This is a genomic window from Microcoleus sp. D3_18_C4 (genome assembly GCF_036702355.1).
Classification (GTDB): domain Bacteria; phylum Cyanobacteriota; class Cyanobacteriia; order Cyanobacteriales; family Microcoleaceae; genus Microcoleus.
Genome location: NZ_JAUBTF010000024.1, coordinates 50173 through 68727, shown reverse-complemented (window position 1 = coordinate 68727; position 18555 = coordinate 50173). Strand labels below are relative to the sequence as shown.

The window sequence follows — 18555 nt, the reverse complement described above, 5'->3', positions numbered from 1 at the left end:
GGTAATTCTCTTATTTTATGATGCAACAAATCAAAAAGCCCGATCAAATGCCTGATGCCTGCTCCCAGGCTCAAAAAATTCGCTTTTTCACTTTCTTGCAAAAAGTCTTAATTGGAACTATAGCGAGTACATTACTCAATCTCTTCATCCTATTTCCCTCTCCGAGTTTCGCAGAAGTAGTTCTGGGCGTTGTTCGCAGTTCCGAGAATTCTCCCGACTGGGTAAAGATTACCACGCGCCTCTGGGAAAGCGGCATTGCTTACAAACCAATCAATCTCGAAGAAATCAAAAGTACGGCGGATTTAACAGGCGTTAACGTGCTGTTTTTGCCCAACATTGAAACTTTGACTCCGGCACAAATTAAAGTTTTAGAAGCTTGGGCCTCCCAGGGTGGCCGCTTGATTGCTTCGGGCCCCGTCGGCCGCAGTTCCCCGGCCTTGGTGCGCCAATCTTTGCGATCGCTCCTTGGGGCCTATTGGGCTTTTCCGTTAACCCAGCCAGCGACGCCACAACCACGCAGCCGCTGTCGGGATCTCGCCTGCACCGCTTCTAGCAATTGGATACCCGCTGTCCAACAAAATGCCTCAGTCCAAGGCGGTGTCTTAATTCCGGCTGATGCGAACAGTCAAACTATTGCTACTTGGAAAGATAGTTCCGGTTCCTCCGCAGCCATCGCCACCGATCGCGCTACCTATCTCGGCTGGCGCTGGGGTAGCGACGGTTCGGCAAATGTAGATAAGGCTTGGCTGCAAGCCTCGATCGCCCGCTGGGGAGGCACAATCGCTTCTGGGCCTGTAGCGCCGCCCACTGCGGCCGCGACCCCACTGCCAACTCCCCCCTCCAGAGTCACTAGAAACAGCCCTAGTTTGCCACGTACTACCCCGCTGAGCCGACTTTCTCCCTCTGGCTCGCTTTCCGATCCAGTACCTGCAACTTTTACAGACCCTTCGGATCAGTCGGCGTCGGCGGGTTTGGACGTGCAGCCAAATTCCAATAAGCCGATCGTCAGCATTGAAGCGTACTTGATGCGCCAAGAACTCACTAACCTCCTCGGCCGGTTTGAAAGCGCCCTGACAGCATCTAATTCAGCCAATACCGCCATCAATCTCAATGCTGCTACCTCCCCTCAACTGGTGGCTGCAGAACAGGGCGGAGGCGGCCCCACAACCAGCCGCCCCCCTGTTCTGCAAGCGATCAGGGTGCGGGCCATCGCCCAAGCGCGACAGGTTTTGCAAACTTTTGACCAACTCCTGCAACAGCAAAACTACGCGGAGGCGAGATCGCAGTGGGTGGAAGCGCGGCAGTTGCTGTGGGAAAATTACCCGAAGGAAGGACAGCGGGTTGGGGCGGAAATTCGGGCGGTTTGGCTCGATCGCGGGACGATCGTCGCAGCGCGATCGGAACAGGGTTTGGCTGCAGTGTTCGATCGGCTCGCCGCCGCCGGGATCAATACCGTTTTCTTTGAAACTTTAAATGCCGGATATACCATTTATCCCAGTCAAGTTGCACCGCAACAAAATCCCCTGACTGTTGGCTGGGACCCGCTGGCATCTGCGGTTAAATTAGCTCACGATCGAGGCATGGAACTGCACGCTTGGGTTTGGGTTTTTGCCACAGGAAATAAGCGCCACAATACTTTAATTGGCCAGCCTAGCTCTTATCCAGGCCCGGTACTTTCCGCCCATCCACAGTGGGCAAATATTGACAATAAAGGACGCACGCAAAATCCTAACGATGGTAAATTTTATCTCGATCCTGCCAACCCGGAAGCGCGGAATTATTTGCTACAAATAGTCAACGAAATTGCCAATAACTACAAAGTAGATGGGGTGCAATTAGACTATATTCGCTATCCTTTTCAAGATGACAATGCAAATTTTACTTACGGTTATGGTATTGCTGCGAGGCAGCAATTTAGGCAGTTGACTGGTGCTGATCCCGTGAATATTTCCCCCAGGAATGGCAGTTTGTGGCGGCAGTGGGTTGAGTTTAAAACTAATCAAATTAATAGTTTTGTAGCTGAAGTTTCTCAGCTTTTGCGGCAGAATTATCCGCGCACAATTCTGTCGGTGGCAGTGTTTCCGCACCCGGAAAGTCAGCGGATTTACAAAATTCAGCAAAATTGGGAAGTTTGGGCTCGTCAAGGTATTGTAGATTTGATTGTGCCGATGACTTATGCTTTGGATACGAACCGACTTCAGCGCATCACCGAACCGCTGGTAAATGAACAAATTCTGGGTTCGGCTTTGATTTCTCCGTCGGTTAAGTTGTTGACTCTCCCGGAAGTTGTGGCGATCGACCAAATCCAAGCTTTACGCGATTTGCCAACAGGGGGCTATGCTATTTTTGCGGTGGAAAGTATCAGCAGCGGGATGCAGGGGTTTTTTAACCGCACTCAAGGCACCCCAGTGCGTTCCACTTCTGCTGCGGAGCCGATTCCTTACCGACAGCCGTTTGCGGCGGCGGCTTCGCGGTATACTGCTCTCAAGCAGGAATGGAGTTTTTTATTGGCTAACAATCAGTTGCGGGTGTCCGAATCTGAACTGAAAGTTTTGCAAAGTCGAGCGGATGAATTGGCGCAAGCTTTGAGCAAGTTGGCGGCAAATCCTTCTACCGAAAGTTTAGCAACTACTAAAAGATTGTTAAGGAGTTTTCAATCTCAATTTCAATCTTCGATGCGCTTGCATTCTGCGGAAAATAGCTATCAGGTGCAAACTTGGCAAAATCGTTTGGAGAGTTTGGATATGCTTTTACGCTACGGCGAAAGGATGGAGTTGAATCGCAGATAAATACAGATTTTTGGGGTGTGTGCTTGTTAGCTACTGTTTGTTCAAATGAGATGTTGCACCATTCTCAATAACCCTTCCCTGGGCGGGCAGGATGCCCACCCCACAAGAAAATGTACTTGTTGTGGAACAGGCCGGAAAGCCTGTTCCACAATAAAATTCATCTCTTGTGGAACAGGCCGGAAAGCCTGTTCCTAAATAAGTAATTGAGAATGGTGCAATAGATCAGATGATTTCGACTTAGGTCGATCGCGCCCAATGATCTGTATCAGTAGTTACGAAAAAACTCTGAGTAGAAATACGCTATTTTGATATAAATTGATCGACGGTACTGTCGTCAGTAAACTACAGCATAAGGATAAAAGGAAGGGCAAAGGGAACATAATTTACACTCAAAACTCCCAACAATTACCAATGCCCAATTCCCAATGCCCAATTCCTCTGAGGATGAATATGTTTCCTAAACCCCTCAATAGTTTAGCTACAAAAATTATCGGCAAAGTTCCATTACAAACGGTGCTCGTGGTTCCTTTTTTAGTGCAAATTGTCGGCACGGTAGGACTTGTAGGTTGGCTATCTTTCCAAAACGGTCAGCGGGCAGTCAACGATGTTGCCGCTCAGTTGCGGGGAGAAATTAGCGATCGCATCAAAGACCGCATGGAACATTATATGTCAATTCCCCACATTGTCAATCACCTGAACGTTCAAGGCATAAAACTGGGGCAGTTGAACCTAGAAGACAAGCAAAAACTAGAACATCATTTCCTAGAACAAATTCAATATTTTGATTCGATCAGCATCATTTACACAGGCAAAGAAAATGGAGAACACTCTGGAGCAATCCGCACTAAAGATGGGATTTTGATATCTGCTGCTGACAGCTCTACTGGCAATAAATTAGGTCGATATACTGCGGACTCTCAGGGAAACCGTGTTCAATTAGTCCAAATTTCACCCAATATTTACGACCCGCGAACTCGTCCTTGGTACCTAGCTGCCACTGCCGCAAAAAAACCTATTTGGACTCCAATTTATACAGATTTTTTGACGAGGGAACTGGCAATTACTGCTGCTTTGCCTATCTATGACGATGCTGGCAAATTGTTAGGAGTAGCTGGCAGCGATTTGCTCTTTTCCAGAATCAAAGAATTTCTGGTTAGCCTAAAAATAGGAAAATCAGGACAAACTTTTGTCATGGAGCGATCGGGGATGTTAATTGCCACTTCAACGGCGAGTCCAGAATTCGTGGTGGAAGGTAAAGAAACAAGGCGCATTAAAGCTTCAGAAAGCGAGAATCGGGTAATTAGCCAAACTGCACAATATTTAGATAAATCCTACGATAGCTTAGCTAAAATCAATAATTCTCAACAACTTACTTTTGATGTTGATGGCAAGCGAAATTTTATTCAGGTAGCTCCTTTTAAAGACGATCGAGGGTTGGATTGGCTGATTGTAGTAGTTGTGCCAGAATCGGACTTTATGGAACAAATTAACGCCAATACGCGCACGACTTTTTTGCTGTCGGTTGCAGCTTTGATTGGGGCGACAATTCTGGGGATTCTTACTGCTAAATGGGTGGTGCGGCCGATTTTAAGATTGAATGCGGCGGCGAAAGCTTTGGCGCGGAATGAATGGGATACAAAGCTCACTCTGAATCGCGAAGATGAACTCGGAGAACTTGCCACTGCTTTTAACAGCATGGCCGAGCAATTGCAGCATTCATTTACTTCTCTGTCGGAAAGCGAAAACCGAGTAAAACAATTTTTTAATGCAGTACCGCTAGGGATTTTTATTGCAGAGCCAAACGGTCAAGCTCACTACATTAATCCTATAGGAGAGCAGCTTTTAGGTCAAGGAATTGTGGCAACAAATTCCGAAAATTTGCGCCAATCCTACGGAGCTTATTTAGCTGGAACTCAGGAAATTTATCCGGCGGAACGCGACCCAATGTTAAATGCTTTACAGGGCAAAAGTGTCACTGTTGATGACATTGAAATCTCCTCGGCTGACAAAACTGTTCCCATGCAAATTTCGGGAACTCCTATTTATGACGCCCAAGGAAATATTATCTATGGAATGTGTGCTTTTCAAGATATTACAGAACGCAAACTAGCGGAGAAAGTATTAAGGGAATACAACGACAATTTAGCACTGCAAGTTGCAGAACGTACCGCCGATCTTGCCAAGGCAAAAGAAAAGTTTTCTAAAGCTTTTCGTTTAAGCCCTAATGCGATTACCCTGACTAGAATCAGCGATGGTCGCCACATAGAAGCCAATGAGAGCTTTTGTCGGATGATGGGGTACAGTCACGAAGAAATCATTGGCAAAACAGCGGTAGAACTCAATTTTTGGGCGAGTTTAGCAGAGCGCGATCGCATGATTCAAATGTTAAAAAACAAGACGGCTCTTCACAATTATGAGCTGAGGTTTCGCAATAAAAATGGTACAGAAAGAACGGCACTGCTGTCGATAGAAACCATCGATATTGACGGAGAAGCTTGTTTTTTGTCGATTTCTAGCGATATTACCGAGCGCCAAAAAGCAGAAACTGCCCTTCGGGAAGCAGAAGAAAAGTACCGCAACATTTATGAAAATGCTTTGAATGGAATTTTTCAAACTGCTATTGATGGGAAATACATCAGCGCTAACCCCGCTTTAGCTAACATCTACGGTTACGACTCGCCGACAGAATTAATAGCAGCACAGCCGAATTTCCATAACCAGCTTTACGTGAAACCGAACCGCCGCGACGAATTTGCAGCGCTGATGAACGAGTACGGGATATTATCAAATTTTGAATCGGAAATTTACCGCAAAGATGGCAGCATAATCTGGATTTCGGAAAATTGTCGCGCTGCCTGCGATGAAGCAGGCAATCTACTTTACTACGAAGGTTTTATTAAAGACATTACTGATAACAAACAAGCGGAAATCAAACTGCAGCAGGCGAAAGAAGCGGCCGAAGCAGCAAACAAAGCGAAGAGTACGTTTCTCGCCAATATGAGCCACGAATTGCGATCGCCCCTGAACGCGGTCATCGGCTTTGCTCAAGTCATGCTTCGCAGTAAAACGTTGTCTCAAGAAAATCAAGAAGATGTTGGAATTATCCTGCGGAGTGGTGAACATTTACTGGCTTTAATTAACCAAGTTTTAGACTTGTCAAAAATTGAAGCCGGACGCACGACTATTAATGAAAAAAACTTCGATTTCTACCAAATAATCGACGATTTAGAAGATATGTTTGCTCTCAAAGCTGAGCAAAAAGGTTTGCAGTTAATCTTCGACAGAGACGCCGAAGTTCCCCATTACATTTGTACTGATGAAGTTAAATTGCGACAAGTCTTAATTAATTTGCTCAATAATGCAATTAAATTTACTTCAGAAGGGGGAGTGTCGATGCAAGTCAAAGGAGGAAGACGGAATATACATAAAAAGAGCACTGACCAATTACCCGGCCGCTACTGGCTGCATTTTGAAGTTCAAGATACTGGTGCAGGCATTGCTGCTGAGGAAATCCATCAGTTGTTTGAAGCATTCGTGCAGACGAAAACAGGTAAAGATTCTCAGGAAGGAACGGGTTTAGGTTTAGCTATTAGCCGCCAATTCGTGCAATTAATGGGAGGTGAAATTACTGTTAGCAGCGAGATCGGAAAGGGTGCAGTATTTCAGTTTGATATCCAAGTTCATCTGGTTGAAGCTGCTGATATTGAAAGCAAAAAAACTCAACGTCGAGTTGTTGCCCTCGAACCGAATCAGCCGAGTTATCGCTTGCTAATTGTGGACGATAAACCTTTGAACCGCCAACTGTTAGTAAAACTTCTGAGTCCACTCGGATTTGAGTTGAGAGAAGCGAATAACGGTAAAGAAGCGGTTGATATTTTTATGGAGTGGGAACCGCATCTGATTTGGATGGACATGAGAATGCCTGTCATGGACGGCTACGAGGCTACCAAACAGATTAAAACTACAACTGGCGGGCAAGCAACGGCGATTGTAGCCCTAACTGCTAGCGTTTTGGAGGAAGAACGGGCGGTGATTCTTTCGGCGGGTTGCGATGATTTTATGCGGAAACCATTCCGAGAGGAGGACATTTTTGTGGCAATGGGAAAACATTTAGGAGTACGCTATATTTATGAAGATCCAACCGCAGTAAGTGCCACAGGTGTAGAGGAGTCAAGTCAAGAGGTGCTGACACCGGAGGCTTTCGCCTCTCTTTCTCCAGACTGGATGGCCCAATTCAAGCAAAATATTTTGAGTGTGGACATGGAGGCGATCGCGACTTCGATCGCACAAATCGGCACTGTCAATCCCTCTCTTGCGGGCAAGCTTCAAGATTGCATTAATAATTTTGAATATGACAGAATTTTGAACATAATCGAACTCAGCGAGAAACAGTAAATACCCGATGAATTCAACTTCACCTAAAACCAATCGAGCTAATATTTTAGTAGTGGACGATACGCCAGAAAACCTGCGGTTGCTGGCAGGAATTTTGAGCGAAAAAGGCTATCAAGTTCGCCCCGTACCCAATGGCAAGCTAGCATTGTCTGCATCTCAAAAAATACCCCCGGATCTAGTGCTGCTGGATATTATGATGCCGGAAATGGACGGCTATCAAGTTTGTCAGCAACTCAAAGATTCTGAAATTACCAAAAACATTCCTGTTATTTTTATTAGTGCGATCAATGACGTGCTGGATAAAGTTAAAGCTTTTGCAGTGGGCGGAGTTGACTTTATTACTAAACCGTTTCAGGTTGAAGAAGTTTTAGCCCGGATAGAAACTCATTTAAAAATTTGTTCACTGCAACAAACTTTGCAAGAAAAAAATCAAGATTTAGCAGCGGCGCTGCAGGAACTGCAAGCCACCCAAGAGCATTTGATTCAATCGGAAAAAATGGCAGCCCTGGGACAACTGATTGCCGGCATTGCTCACGAAATCAATACCCCCCTGGGAATTATAGGTTCATCTATTAATAATATAGCTAATTTTTCGGACGAGTTTTTAGAAAAATTTCCTGAAATTTATCAACAACTTTCTGAGGAAAGCAAAGCTTATTTTTTAGCTTTACTGTACAGAACAACCCATCAAGAAGTTTTATTCACAAGCAGAGAAAAACGCAAATTTAAACAGCAGTTGGCGGCGGATTTGATGGCAGAAGCTGTGGAAAACTCCGAGGAAATTGCGGATACTTTAGTTGACATGGAAATCTACGAAAATATAGAAGAGTTCTTGCCACTTTTTAAATCGCCGGATTGGGAAGTAGTTTTAAATAGTGCTTACCAGTTTGCGAGCTTTAAAAAAAGTATTAGTCTGATACAAAGAGCGACAGCGAAGTCGGGAAAAGTAGTATTTGCCTTAAAAACCTACGCTCATTTTGATAGCAAACCAGAAAAAGTCCAGGCGAACTTGCATGATGGCATTGAAACCGTATTAACCCTTTATCAAAATCAGCTAAAACACGGTATAGAAGTAGTTAAAAACTATGGAGATTTACCCCAAATTATGTGCTATCCCGATGACTTAAATCAAGTTTGGACTAATCTCGTTCATAATGCCCTGCAAGCAATGGATTATAAAGGTATTTTGACAATTGAAACTCGGCAGCAAGAGGCAAATATTTTCCTCAAGTTTACTGATAACGGCAAAGGTATTCCCTCAGAAGTTATTACCAAAATTTTTCAGCCGTTTTTTACGACTAAATCTGCGGGCGAAGGTAGCGGTTTGGGATTGGATATTGTGAGAAAAATTGTGGAAAAACACGAAGGCACAATCGCTGTAGATTCTGTACCGGGGCAGACAACTTTTACAGTCTCGCTGCCAATTTATTAAACAAAACTTACCTGTAGGGGGCAGATTCCCTCTGACCGAAAGCATCCAGGATGCCAGCCCCCGGATTCATTCCTTCGCAGACTCAGGACCCAGAAATAAAAAACCTGTATCCGATGAAACTTGCCCCCCGAATTTATCCGTGAGGTCAATGCTTCAATTCTAAAATCTAAAATCTAAAATCTAAAATCTAAAATCTAAAATCTAAAATCTAAAATCTAAAATCGATTGACACTCGTTGCTGTCTCGCTGACAAATACAAGATTTATTACAAGAAACCGGGTTAATCTTCGGAAGTCCTATTAAAATAAGATAGGGGACAGATATCCTGCATACTTCCCCGAAATCAATAATGTAAAAGCAATGTAAAAGCAAGTCATGTCGGTAAACCTACTAAAATTTAAGCAGAGAGGAAAAGATGAATAAGCCTATAATTCTTTGCGTTGATGATGAACCCGATATTTTGAATACTCTCAAGATTCAGCTAAAGAAGGAATTTAAAAATGATTACTTTTATGAATTAGCTGAAAGTGGTGATGAAGCTTTAGATTTACTGGAGGACTTTCAAGAAAAAGCTCAGGTGATTGTGGTTGTTTCTGATTGGCTGATGCCGGGAATTAAAGGTGACGAACTTTTAATTAAAGTTCACCAAAAATATCCTAAAATCATTAAAGTGATGTTGACTGGACAAGCGGATGCAGCGGCTGTTCAGCGGGCAGTAGAAGAAGCAGATTTATACTGTTGTTTGTACAAACCCTGGCAAAGCAAAGACTTAATAGAGACGATAAAATCTGGGCTGGCTAAATTATGAAAAAACCTGTGATTGTTTGTATTGATGATGAACCTGATGTTTTGAACAGTTTAAAGATTGAACTGAAAAAGGCGATCGGCGATCGGTGTATAATTGAAACCGCTGAAGGCGGGGCTGATGCTTTAGAGTTGCTGGCTGATTTGCAGGCAGATGAATACGAGATTGCTTTGGTGCTTTCCGATTATATCATGCCGGATATTAAAGGGGATGAACTGCTCAGAAGAATTCACGAAAGCTCGCCGGACACGCTGACTATTATGCTAACTGGGCAAGCAGATTTGGAAGCCCTGAGTAATGCTATCAAGTATGCTAAATTGTACCGTTATCTTCCTAAACCTTGGCAAAACGAAGACTTAAAATTAACGGTAGTAGAAGCAGTTCACAGTTACTTGCAAGACCAAAAATTAACAGATGAAATTCATAAGCGGCAAGAAGTAAACGAGGAGTTAAAGCTAGCAAATGAGGCGCTGTCTGCGAGTGAAAGCCGCCTGAGTCAATTTTTAGAAGCTTTACCAGTGGGGGTATCTGTTTATCATCCCGATGGCTCGATCGCCTATTTCAACCAGACAGCGCGGGATTTGCTGGGTGCAGACACTATCCCGGAAAGCACTGCGGAACAATTAGCTGCCACTTATCAACTTTATGTTGCCAATAGTGATGAGCTTTATCCGCCGAATAATCTGCCAATTTTGCGCGCACTGAAAGGAGAATCTGTCAAGGTTGACGATGTAGAAATTCGTCAAGGTGGCAAAAGAATTGCGATCGAGATCAATACCACGCCGATTTTTGACGCTAGCGGAAATATTGTTTATGCGATCGCAGCTTTTCAAGATATTAGCGATCGCAAACAAGCCGAAAAAATACTAGCAGATTACCACCACACCTTAGAAGCCCAAATTGACGAACGCACAGAACAACTGCAACAAGCCGTCTTAGCTGCTGAAGCGGCAAACAAAGCTAAAAGCACGTTTCTGGCCAATATGAGCCACGAGTTACGCACCCCTCTCAATTCTATACTCGGCTTTGCACAAATCATGGAACCCAGCCCGGATCTGACTGTCGAAAACCGAGAAAATATGAGAATTATTCGCCGTAGTGGCGAACATTTGCTGACCTTGATCAATGAAGTCTTAGACTTGTCAAAAATCGAAGCGGGGCGGATGACGCTAAACCCGAAAAACTTCGATCTCTACCGCTTGCTTGACGATTTGCAAGATATGTTTCAACTGCGGGCACAAACTCAAGAATTGCAGTTGCGTTTCGATCGCGATTCTGACGTTCCTCAGTACGTGCGAACCGATGATATTAAACTGCGGCAAGTGCTGATTAATCTTCTGAGTAATGCGATTAAGTTTACCCAAACAGGCGAAATCATCTTAAGAGTTATAAAGTTAGAGAAATCGGGATTTATGGATTTATTGGATAGTCCTACAGCTTGCTTTGATACCACAAGAAGCATTCGGGAATTTGCGATTAATAGCACTAACTTAGCCAGAGTAGAATTGAGGGATGAGGCTGAGGATTCAACTGTGCCTATTTTTTTCCTTCTCTTTGAAATTGAAGATACAGGAGTTGGCATTGCTACTGAAGAATTGGGAAATATTTTTAAGGCTTTTGTGCAAACAGTTTCCGGTAAAAAAATTCAGAAAGGCACGGGTTTAGGATTGAAAATCAGCCGTCAATTTGTCCGCCTGATGGGAGGAGAAATTGTCGTAGAAAGTCAACTGGAAGTAGGCACTACTTTTAAATTTGAAATTCCAGTCAGTGCAGTTAATGTTGGTGAGATTCCCGATCCGGAACTTAACCGCGAAGTTAGTGGGTTGGAACCCAATCAACCGTGCTACCGGATTTTAATTGTGGACGATCGCGAAGACAACCGCCAACTTTTAGTCAAAATGCTTTCTCCTTTGGGTTTCGCGGTGGAACAAGCCACCAACGGTCAGGAAGCAATAGAAATGTGGGAAAATTGGCATCCGCATTTAATTTTGATGGATGTGCGAATGCCAGTGATGGACGGCTACGAAGCTACTAAACAAATTAAGGCTAGAATCAAGCAGAGAGAGCAAGAGGGGGAAATGAATATTTCCCATCCCGACTCCCCGATTCCGAAGATTATTGCTTTGACAGCTAGTACAATTGAAGGAAGGCAAGCGTTTGCTTTACTGGTCGGCTGCGACGATTTTATTAGCAAACCTTTCCGCAAAACAGATATATTTGATACCCTGACCAAACATTTGGGGGTTAAGTATCTCTACTCTAACTCAAGGGATTTTATCTCAATAGGCGATCGCAATAATTTATCTGGCTCCCTCCCTAATGCTGCGCTTGCTTATTTACCTACACTTCCCGCAGAATGGATAGACAACATAAAGCAGGTAATCCGCAGTGCTGATTTTGACTTAATTGTCAGGACAATCGACGAAATAAGGGAGCCTCATCCTGAATTGGCGGAAATCCTCCAGGGTCATCTCGATAATTTTGATTACCAGAAAATTCTCAATTTAATTGCCGAGGCGGAGGAATCAGATAATGCAGATGAAGGCGGAACAAACTGAAAACTATCAAGCAGATATTTTAGTAGTTGACGATACGCCAGATAATCTGCGTTTGTTGATTAGAATTTTGCAAAAAAATGGCTATAAGGTTCGACCTGTTACTAATGGTTTTTCGGCGTTAGATGCAATTCAATCTAGCCCCCCCGATTTGATTTTGCTTGATATTATGATGCCTGATATTGACGGCTACGAACTATGTAAAAAATTAAAAGCACAATCGCAATTTAGGGAAATTCCCATCATTTTTCTCAGCGCGCTAGAAGAAGGAATAAATAAAGCAAAAGCTTTTGAAGTTGGCGGAGCCGATTATATCACCAAACCTTTTCAGGTGAAAGAAGTATTGGCGCGAGTGAGCAATCAACTTACTGTGCGTTCATTGCAAATGCAATTGCAAGAAAAAAATCAAAAATTGACCGCTCAAAATATCCAGTTGCACCAGGAAATCGCTGAACGCCACCAGGTGGAAATGGAAACAAGGTTGCTGCTGCAGGCCACTCAAGCTATTAGCAAATCTGAGGATTTTGAGTCGGCTATAGATGTGATTTTAGGTTTAATTTGCCAAACTATTGAATGGAATCTGGGCGAAGCTTGGATTCCTTGCAGTGAGGGCTTTTTAAAATGCGCTACAGGCAGGTACGTCAGCGACTCCAGTTTTGCCGAATTCCGACAAACAAGTTGGCAGTTGATTTTTGCTCCCGGTGTGGGACTGCCAGGTAGGATTTGGCAGTCGCAGCAGTCTGAATGGATCGATGATGTTTCTACCGCACCGGAACAAGTTTTTTTACGCGGGGAAATTGCGGTTAGTGTGGGATTGAAAGCGGCTTTTGGGGTGCCCATTTTGGCGGACAACCAAGTGTTAGCTATTTTGATTTTCTATCGGGAAAAAGTTCTGAAATGTCAGCCGCGCTTGTTGGAATTAGTGAGCGCGGTTGCTACGCAGCTAGGCTCGCTGATTCAGCGGAAACAAGCTGAAGCAGCGCTGAAAGTGCAGCAAGAACAAACCGAGAAATTGCTTCTCAATATTTTACCGAAACCTATTGCAGATCGCTTACAAAAAGAGCAAAAGTTGATAGCGGATCATTTTGATGATGTGAGCGTCTTGTTTGCTGATTTGGTGGGTTTTACAGAGTTTTCGGCTCACAAAAGTCCGACGCAGTTGGTAGAAATTTTGAACGGGATTTTCTCGGAGTTCGATAGGTTGTCTGAATTGCACGGGTTGGAAAAGATTAAGACGATTGGGGATGCTTACATGGTGGTTGGGGGTTTGCCGACGCCACGGGAGGATCACTCTGAGGCGATCGCACTTTTAGCTTTGGAGATGCAGGCAGCTTTGAGGAGGTTTAATGCCAAAATGGGAGAAAATTTTCAATTGCGACTCGGAATTCACAGCGGTTCGGTGGTGGCTGGAATTATTGGGATTAGTAAATTTAGCTATGATTTGTGGGGAGATACTGTTAATGTAGCTTCGCGGATGGAGTCGAACGGATTGCCGGGTAAAATTCAAGTGACGGCTGCGACTTACGAGCGTTTGAAAGAGCAGTTTGTTTTGGAAGAACGGGGTCATATCCCGGTTAAAGGTAAAGGAAGAATGCTGACTTACTGGTTAATTGAAGAACAAAAAAAATCTTTTTAAATTTTAGAGGTCAATTTCAATTAATATGAAAAGTAGACCAAATCTGGGTTTGCCATACCCTTTATGATTCGGCGGTTGAAACCGCTACTATACAAACGAAGTCTGCCTAAGCGCTGACGCGCAGGCTTCGCCCACGCAGACTAAGAAATAAAGGGGGTATTTAAGCCGGATTTGGTATTATATCCAACTTGCACTTTCTGGAGGGCTAATCCTTTGCAAACAGTTGAAACAAAATCGCCGACAGCGTTGAAAAGAGTCCTAGTTATTTTAATATCACTGCTAGCAGTAGCGGTACTGTCGATCGCTACTTTTATCGCTATACCCGGAGAAAAAACAATGTTTGCTGGAACCAGACCTGCCAATATCGGGATTCAGTCAGGAAAACTCGCAGCGTGCCCGAGTTCCCCCAACTGCGTCAGCAGCTTCAGTCAAGATGCCGAACACAAAATTGAGCCTTTGGCATACACTTCGTCCCAGAGTGAAGCGATGGTAAAGCTAAAAGGGGTAATCGAGTCCTATGGAAAAACTAAAATTATCACGGCAACTGATAATTACCTCTATGCGGAGTTTACCAGTGCTTTGATGGGGTTTGTTGATGACGTGGAATTTTTGGTAGATGATGCAGCAAAAGTCATCCATGTGCGATCGGCTTCCCGTCTGGGACAGTCGGATATGGGAGTTAACCGCAGTCGGATAGAAGCTATCAGAACTCAATTCAATCAACTCTGAACTGAAAATTTCTAACTTTCCCGAAGCCCCTCTCCTGCAAGATGAGGGACTTTAATTTTTGTCTATTACTATACTAGGTAATGTTGATTTGTCACCACATAGTTAACAATTATTAACAGTAGGCACACCACAAAGGAGTCTCCGGCAGGGGGACTAGGACACAGCAATGCCCTGTTCCTACGGATGGCTTTGAGTTTTAATACTTGTTATAAGATTGACGATTGTATAGTTTTACAATCTTTAAAATAGCTGAGCGCGCTAGCACAGAAGCAGAGATGCCGTAGTATTCCTATAGTATTAAACAACCTAAATTATACACTTCTGACTTTAGGGAGAGGGAAGTTAGCGAATTAATTTCTACTATTAATTTAAGTAGAGCAAAGAGGAAAAAACACATGGCACTTCAAAGATTAGCAGAATTTTATCCTAACTATCAGGAAGAGATTTTTGCTGGAGACGACATCAAGGGATTTGATGTTTATGCTGGCGACTCTGATGAAAAAGTAGGCACGGTTTATGACGCTTTGGTTGATGACACTGGTCGTTTCCGCTATCTGGTAATTGATACCGGTATTTGGATTTTTGGCAAAAAAGTATTGTTGCCAATCGGCTCGGCCCGCTTCGACTACGGAGCCCGTCGCGTCCACGCCACAGGCCTTCGCAACAAAGCTCAAGCAGAACAATTGCCGGCTTACAATGAATTAGAAGCAGTAGATTACGATCGCGAAGAACAGGTAAGAGGCGTCTACCGCAATCAAGAAACTGCCGCTGCAAGCACTGCAACTCCTGCTAGCTACGATCGCAGCAGCTACAACTACGATATCGACCGCCCTCTCTACGAAACCAACGAACAGCAGCACCAAAATCTCAAGCTTTATGAAGAACGCTTGATTGCCAACAAACACCGCGCAAAAACAGGCGAAGTAGCAGTTGGCAAGCGCGTGGAAACTGAAACAGCGCGAGCTTCAGTACCCATTGAAAAAGAACGAGTTGTAATCGATCGAGTAACCCCGGTAGAAGCGGGTCGAGTAGTTTCAGTCGGTGAGGCTGACTTCCAATCAGGGGAAGTTGCACGCATGGAAGTCTACGAAGAAACTGCCGACATCCACAAGGAAGCTTTCGTGCGCGAAGAAGTCAACATCAGAAAAGAAGTTGTTCGCAGCACGGTTGAGGGCGAAGAAACCTTGCGTCGTGAAGAATTAGACGTTAAGACTGATGGAACTGCGGTTGTAGATAATACAAATCAAAAGATCTAAACCAACCGCAACAGCTATTGCATAGGAATTGCGCCTTAATGACATAATTCTGTCACCGCGCAGGTTTGATTGGATTGGTAGCGATCGCACAATTCCTATGTGAGCGGCGGGGGGGGTACAAAACTTGTCTAGTTGTGGCAACGTTTATGCACTTTCCCCGCCTTTACCAATTTCCCCTTACCAATTCATAATAAAAATCCCTAAGCAGGAAAGTTTAAAAAATGAACGGTCAAGCATCAGCAGAAAAGATAGCAACTGCTAAATCAATAACCCGTCTCAACCGGGTTCCTGAAAAAGTCAGAACTAAGCTAAAAAGTTTTACCGTCAAAGACAACCAAGGTCACTTGGTCGGCCAAGTTAAAGATGTCTATTTTGATGCTAACGGTCAGTTAAATTTTGTGGTAGCCGCGTTAGGTAGCGAAAATCCCCGCACTTTTTTATTAAGTATTAAGCTGCTCAAAAAAGTCGATTATCACCAAAAGTCGCTGTTTGTAACTATTAATTCGGATCAAGTCGATATACTGCCATTAGTGTCGGCAAACGGCGCGCATCCGTATTTAGAAAATGCCTCTGAAACGCATAGTGAATTTAGCAACAGTGAGTTAACCAATCCCTCAACAGATATGTCAAATCTAACAGATGCCGAGCTCACAGATCCCAATTTGGAGACAGATGAGGATGAGGACAACTTCGATATTGTCGATCAAGAAGTAATTCGCCTGCTAGAAGAACGATTGGTGATCAATCGCAGCAAGCGCAAAGTCGGCGAAGTCATAGTGCGTAAAGAAATTGAAACTCGGATGGTACAAGTACCCATCCAGTGGGAAAAGCTGATTGTCGAACAAGTCGGCGACGATCCGAAGGTGTTGGCCGAAATAGATTTAGGCGAGGGAAACATCACCGGTATAGATTTGACGGAGGTTAAGAGCGATCGCCATGAACCGACAGTTAAGGCGGAATTTACCTCTGTGCAGAAAGCTAGCAGGATCTTAAATTCGATCGCATCTCAACCCCGCCACGGTTGCGTCAAAGTCCGCCTCGAACTCGTTCTCGAAGACAAGCAACTGGAGGATACTTACCAAAAATGGATGACGGAACACCACTCAGAGAGTTAAAATATTCGTGCTTTTCGGTGTAGATTTTAGCTATTAGCAAGAAACTTAAATCTAATAGCTGACTGGGGGGATATAGTAATCCTTGCCGGAGTCGTAAACTTTTTACCCCACCCCAGCCCTCACCTTCTCAAGGGGAGGGAGTAAGAAATTCACAAATGATGCAAGGATTGTTATAGATGCTGTGGTAAAATTTCACAGCCATCTACTAATATCGTCTTGGGTAAATTAACCGTAATTTTGGTAGGGGCGGGTTCACCCATATCTATAATATAAGCGCGATACCCGTCAACCCGCCCCGACCGGGATATTGAAATTTTTAGTGATCGGCATCTAGACAAAATTGTACCGACTTGGGGTAAAATTGTGGTGGTAAAATTTAAAAGTATTTGAAAATGCCAAGCACAATCTCCGACATTAAAGTAAAAACGATCGCAGGCGAAGACAAGCAGCTAGGAGAGTACGCTGGCCAGGTACTCTTGATAGTTAATGTAGCCTCGAAATGTGGCTATACACCTCAATACAAAGGGCTCGAAGAATTGAGCAAGAAGTACAGCGAGGCTGGACTCCGCGTTTTAGGATTTCCCTGCAACGACTTCGGAGGTCAAGAACCCGGAAGTAATCCAGAAATCGTCAATTTCTGTACTACCAAATACGGCGTCACCTTTGAATTATTTGACAAAGTACGCGCTAAAGGTACTCAGCAGCACCCGCTGTACGCTAAGCTTACGAATGCAGTCGATCCCAAGGGTGAGGTTTCCTGGAATTTTGAGAAATTCTTAGTTAGCAAACAGGGTGAAGTGGTGGCCAGATTCCGCAGCAGTGTTGGCCCCGATTCGCCCGAACTAATCGCTGCTATCGATCGAGAATTGGCAAAATAAGAAGTTCGGCAACTAAGCAGTGTACAGGATTTAACTGATTTAACGGATGGATGTTTAGGGAAGACGGAAGAAATTAATAGGCTTTTTTTCCAATAAGTTGAAAGCTATTTTTTTCTTCTGCTCTTCCCCCTTGTGTGCAAGCACTAAACCATAAACAAATACCGATGATTGTATTTAATTGGAGAACGGTTTAATTTAATGGAAAATACATCGGGATTAGATTTAGTTGTAGGTGTACTTGCCTTCGCAATTCTGGCAGGTGGTCTGGCAATGCTATTTGTAGGCATGGCATCGTTTCCTAAAGAAAAATAATACTAATGGATAGTATGTGCGATCGCACGACCCGAATAAAAGTGTTGGTAGTGAGGACTGAAGTCTTCCTAGAAATCGGATGGCAGCAGTCCTCACTACAAACTTAAAATGATTATTTTACAGGGCATCATCTGAATAAATCAAACTGCTTTCAATTTGAACATTCGCAATTGATGACAATCATGCAAACTACCGAAAACAACGTCAAAATTGCCCTCGCGCCGGGGAATTTGCGCCGCGTTCACCATATCGCTTTAAACGTGCGCGACATGAAAGCTTCCCGCCACTTCTACGGTACAATTCTCGGCCTGCACGAACTAACAGGTGCAGAAATTCCCACAACTTTAACAGAAATGGTAGCCGCTGGTAAAGTCGCTAATTTCGTTACCCCAGACGGCACTGTTATTGACTTATTTTGGCAGCCAGACTTGGAACCGCCAAATTCAGACCCGGAGAAAGCTTTTACCCGCGCCAACCACTTAGCCTTCGACATCGATCCGGCTTTGTTCGATCGCGCTCTGGAAGTGCTAAAGTCTAATCAAATTGCGATCGACAGCGGCCCCGTCACTCGCGCTACAGGACGCGGCATTTACTTTTACGATCCTGATGGATTTATCATCGAAATCCGTTGTGATCCAGTTTAAACACTCGCT

11 protein-coding genes are annotated in these 18555 nt (G+C 44.1%); all 11 read left to right on the top strand.

The window, feature by feature from the left end:
- The first annotated feature begins 47 nt into the window (after positions 1–47).
- The 11 genes from QUA90_RS14285 to QUA90_RS14235 all read left to right on the top strand — a co-directional run bounded on the left by QUA90_RS14285 (position 48) and on the right by QUA90_RS14235 (position 18546).
- On the top strand, positions 48–2789 hold the full coding sequence (locus tag QUA90_RS14285; RefSeq protein ID WP_445300110.1) for a family 10 glycosylhydrolase: 2742 nt from the start codon (positions 48–50) through the stop codon (positions 2787–2789).
- Positions 2790–3239: 450 nt separating this feature from the next.
- Positions 3240–7184, top strand: a complete 3945-nt coding sequence (locus QUA90_RS14280; protein ID WP_445300109.1) for a PAS domain S-box protein — start codon at positions 3240–3242, stop codon at positions 7182–7184.
- A gap of 7 nt (positions 7185–7191) precedes the next feature.
- Positions 7192–8616 carry a response regulator gene (locus tag QUA90_RS14275; RefSeq protein WP_333324992.1) on the top strand — a complete coding sequence of 475 codons (1425 nt, stop codon included), beginning with the start codon at positions 7192–7194 and terminating at the stop codon, positions 8614–8616.
- Positions 8617–9031: 415 nt separating this feature from the next.
- Positions 9032–9424: a response regulator gene (locus tag QUA90_RS14270; protein ID WP_333081395.1), complete on the top strand. Its 393-nt coding sequence runs from the start codon at positions 9032–9034 to the stop codon at positions 9422–9424.
- On the top strand, positions 9421–11979 hold the full coding sequence (locus QUA90_RS14265) for a response regulator (RefSeq protein WP_333446122.1): 2559 nt from the start codon (positions 9421–9423) through the stop codon (positions 11977–11979). Before QUA90_RS14270 ends, QUA90_RS14265 begins: the two co-directional genes overlap by 4 nt.
- Positions 11954–13612 carry an adenylate/guanylate cyclase domain-containing protein gene (locus QUA90_RS14260; protein WP_333324996.1) on the top strand — a complete coding sequence of 553 codons (1659 nt, stop codon included), beginning with the start codon at positions 11954–11956 and terminating at the stop codon, positions 13610–13612. The genes QUA90_RS14265 and QUA90_RS14260 overlap by 26 nt, the downstream gene beginning before the upstream one ends.
- A 213-nt stretch (positions 13613–13825) precedes the next feature.
- On the top strand, positions 13826–14341 hold the full coding sequence (locus tag QUA90_RS14255; protein ID WP_333389514.1) for a DUF1499 domain-containing protein: 516 nt from the start codon (positions 13826–13828) through the stop codon (positions 14339–14341).
- Between the two features lie 395 nt (positions 14342–14736).
- Entirely contained in the window at positions 14737–15597 is an 861-nt protein-coding gene (locus QUA90_RS14250) for a DUF2382 domain-containing protein (RefSeq protein ID WP_333325001.1), read from the top strand.
- A 221-nt stretch (positions 15598–15818) separates the two neighbouring features.
- Positions 15819–16712 carry a DUF2382 domain-containing protein gene (locus tag QUA90_RS14245; protein ID WP_333446120.1) on the top strand — a complete coding sequence of 298 codons (894 nt, stop codon included), beginning with the start codon at positions 15819–15821 and terminating at the stop codon, positions 16710–16712.
- Positions 16713–17104: 392 nt separating this feature from the next.
- Positions 17105–17590, top strand: a complete 486-nt coding sequence (locus QUA90_RS14240; RefSeq protein WP_333081401.1) for a glutathione peroxidase — start codon at positions 17105–17107, stop codon at positions 17588–17590.
- 494 nt (positions 17591–18084) lie between these two features.
- Positions 18085–18546: a VOC family protein gene (locus QUA90_RS14235; protein ID WP_333446118.1), complete on the top strand. Its 462-nt coding sequence runs from the start codon at positions 18085–18087 to the stop codon at positions 18544–18546.
- Positions 18547–18555: the final 9 nt, after the last annotated feature.

Excerpts from the sequence above, each read along its gene's own strand:
- QUA90_RS14285 (WP_445300110.1), top strand. The coding sequence starts at position 48 with ATGCCTGATGCCTGCTCCCAGGCTCAAAAAATTCGCTTTTTCACTTTC.
- QUA90_RS14280 (WP_445300109.1), top strand. The coding sequence starts at position 3,240 with ATGTTTCCTAAACCCCTCAATAGTTTAGCTACAAAAATTATCGGCAAA.
- QUA90_RS14275 (WP_333324992.1), top strand. The coding sequence starts at position 7,192 with ATGAATTCAACTTCACCTAAAACCAATCGAGCTAATATTTTAGTAGTG.
- QUA90_RS14270 (WP_333081395.1), top strand. The coding sequence starts at position 9,032 with ATGAATAAGCCTATAATTCTTTGCGTTGATGATGAACCCGATATTTTG.
- QUA90_RS14265 (WP_333446122.1), top strand. The coding sequence starts at position 9,421 with ATGAAAAAACCTGTGATTGTTTGTATTGATGATGAACCTGATGTTTTG.
- QUA90_RS14260 (WP_333324996.1), top strand. The coding sequence starts at position 11,954 with ATGCAGATGAAGGCGGAACAAACTGAAAACTATCAAGCAGATATTTTA.
- QUA90_RS14250 (WP_333325001.1), top strand. The coding sequence starts at position 14,737 with ATGGCACTTCAAAGATTAGCAGAATTTTATCCTAACTATCAGGAAGAG.
- QUA90_RS14245 (WP_333446120.1), top strand. The coding sequence starts at position 15,819 with ATGAACGGTCAAGCATCAGCAGAAAAGATAGCAACTGCTAAATCAATA.
- QUA90_RS14240 (WP_333081401.1), top strand. The coding sequence starts at position 17,105 with ATGCCAAGCACAATCTCCGACATTAAAGTAAAAACGATCGCAGGCGAA.
- QUA90_RS14235 (WP_333446118.1), top strand. The coding sequence starts at position 18,085 with ATGCAAACTACCGAAAACAACGTCAAAATTGCCCTCGCGCCGGGGAAT.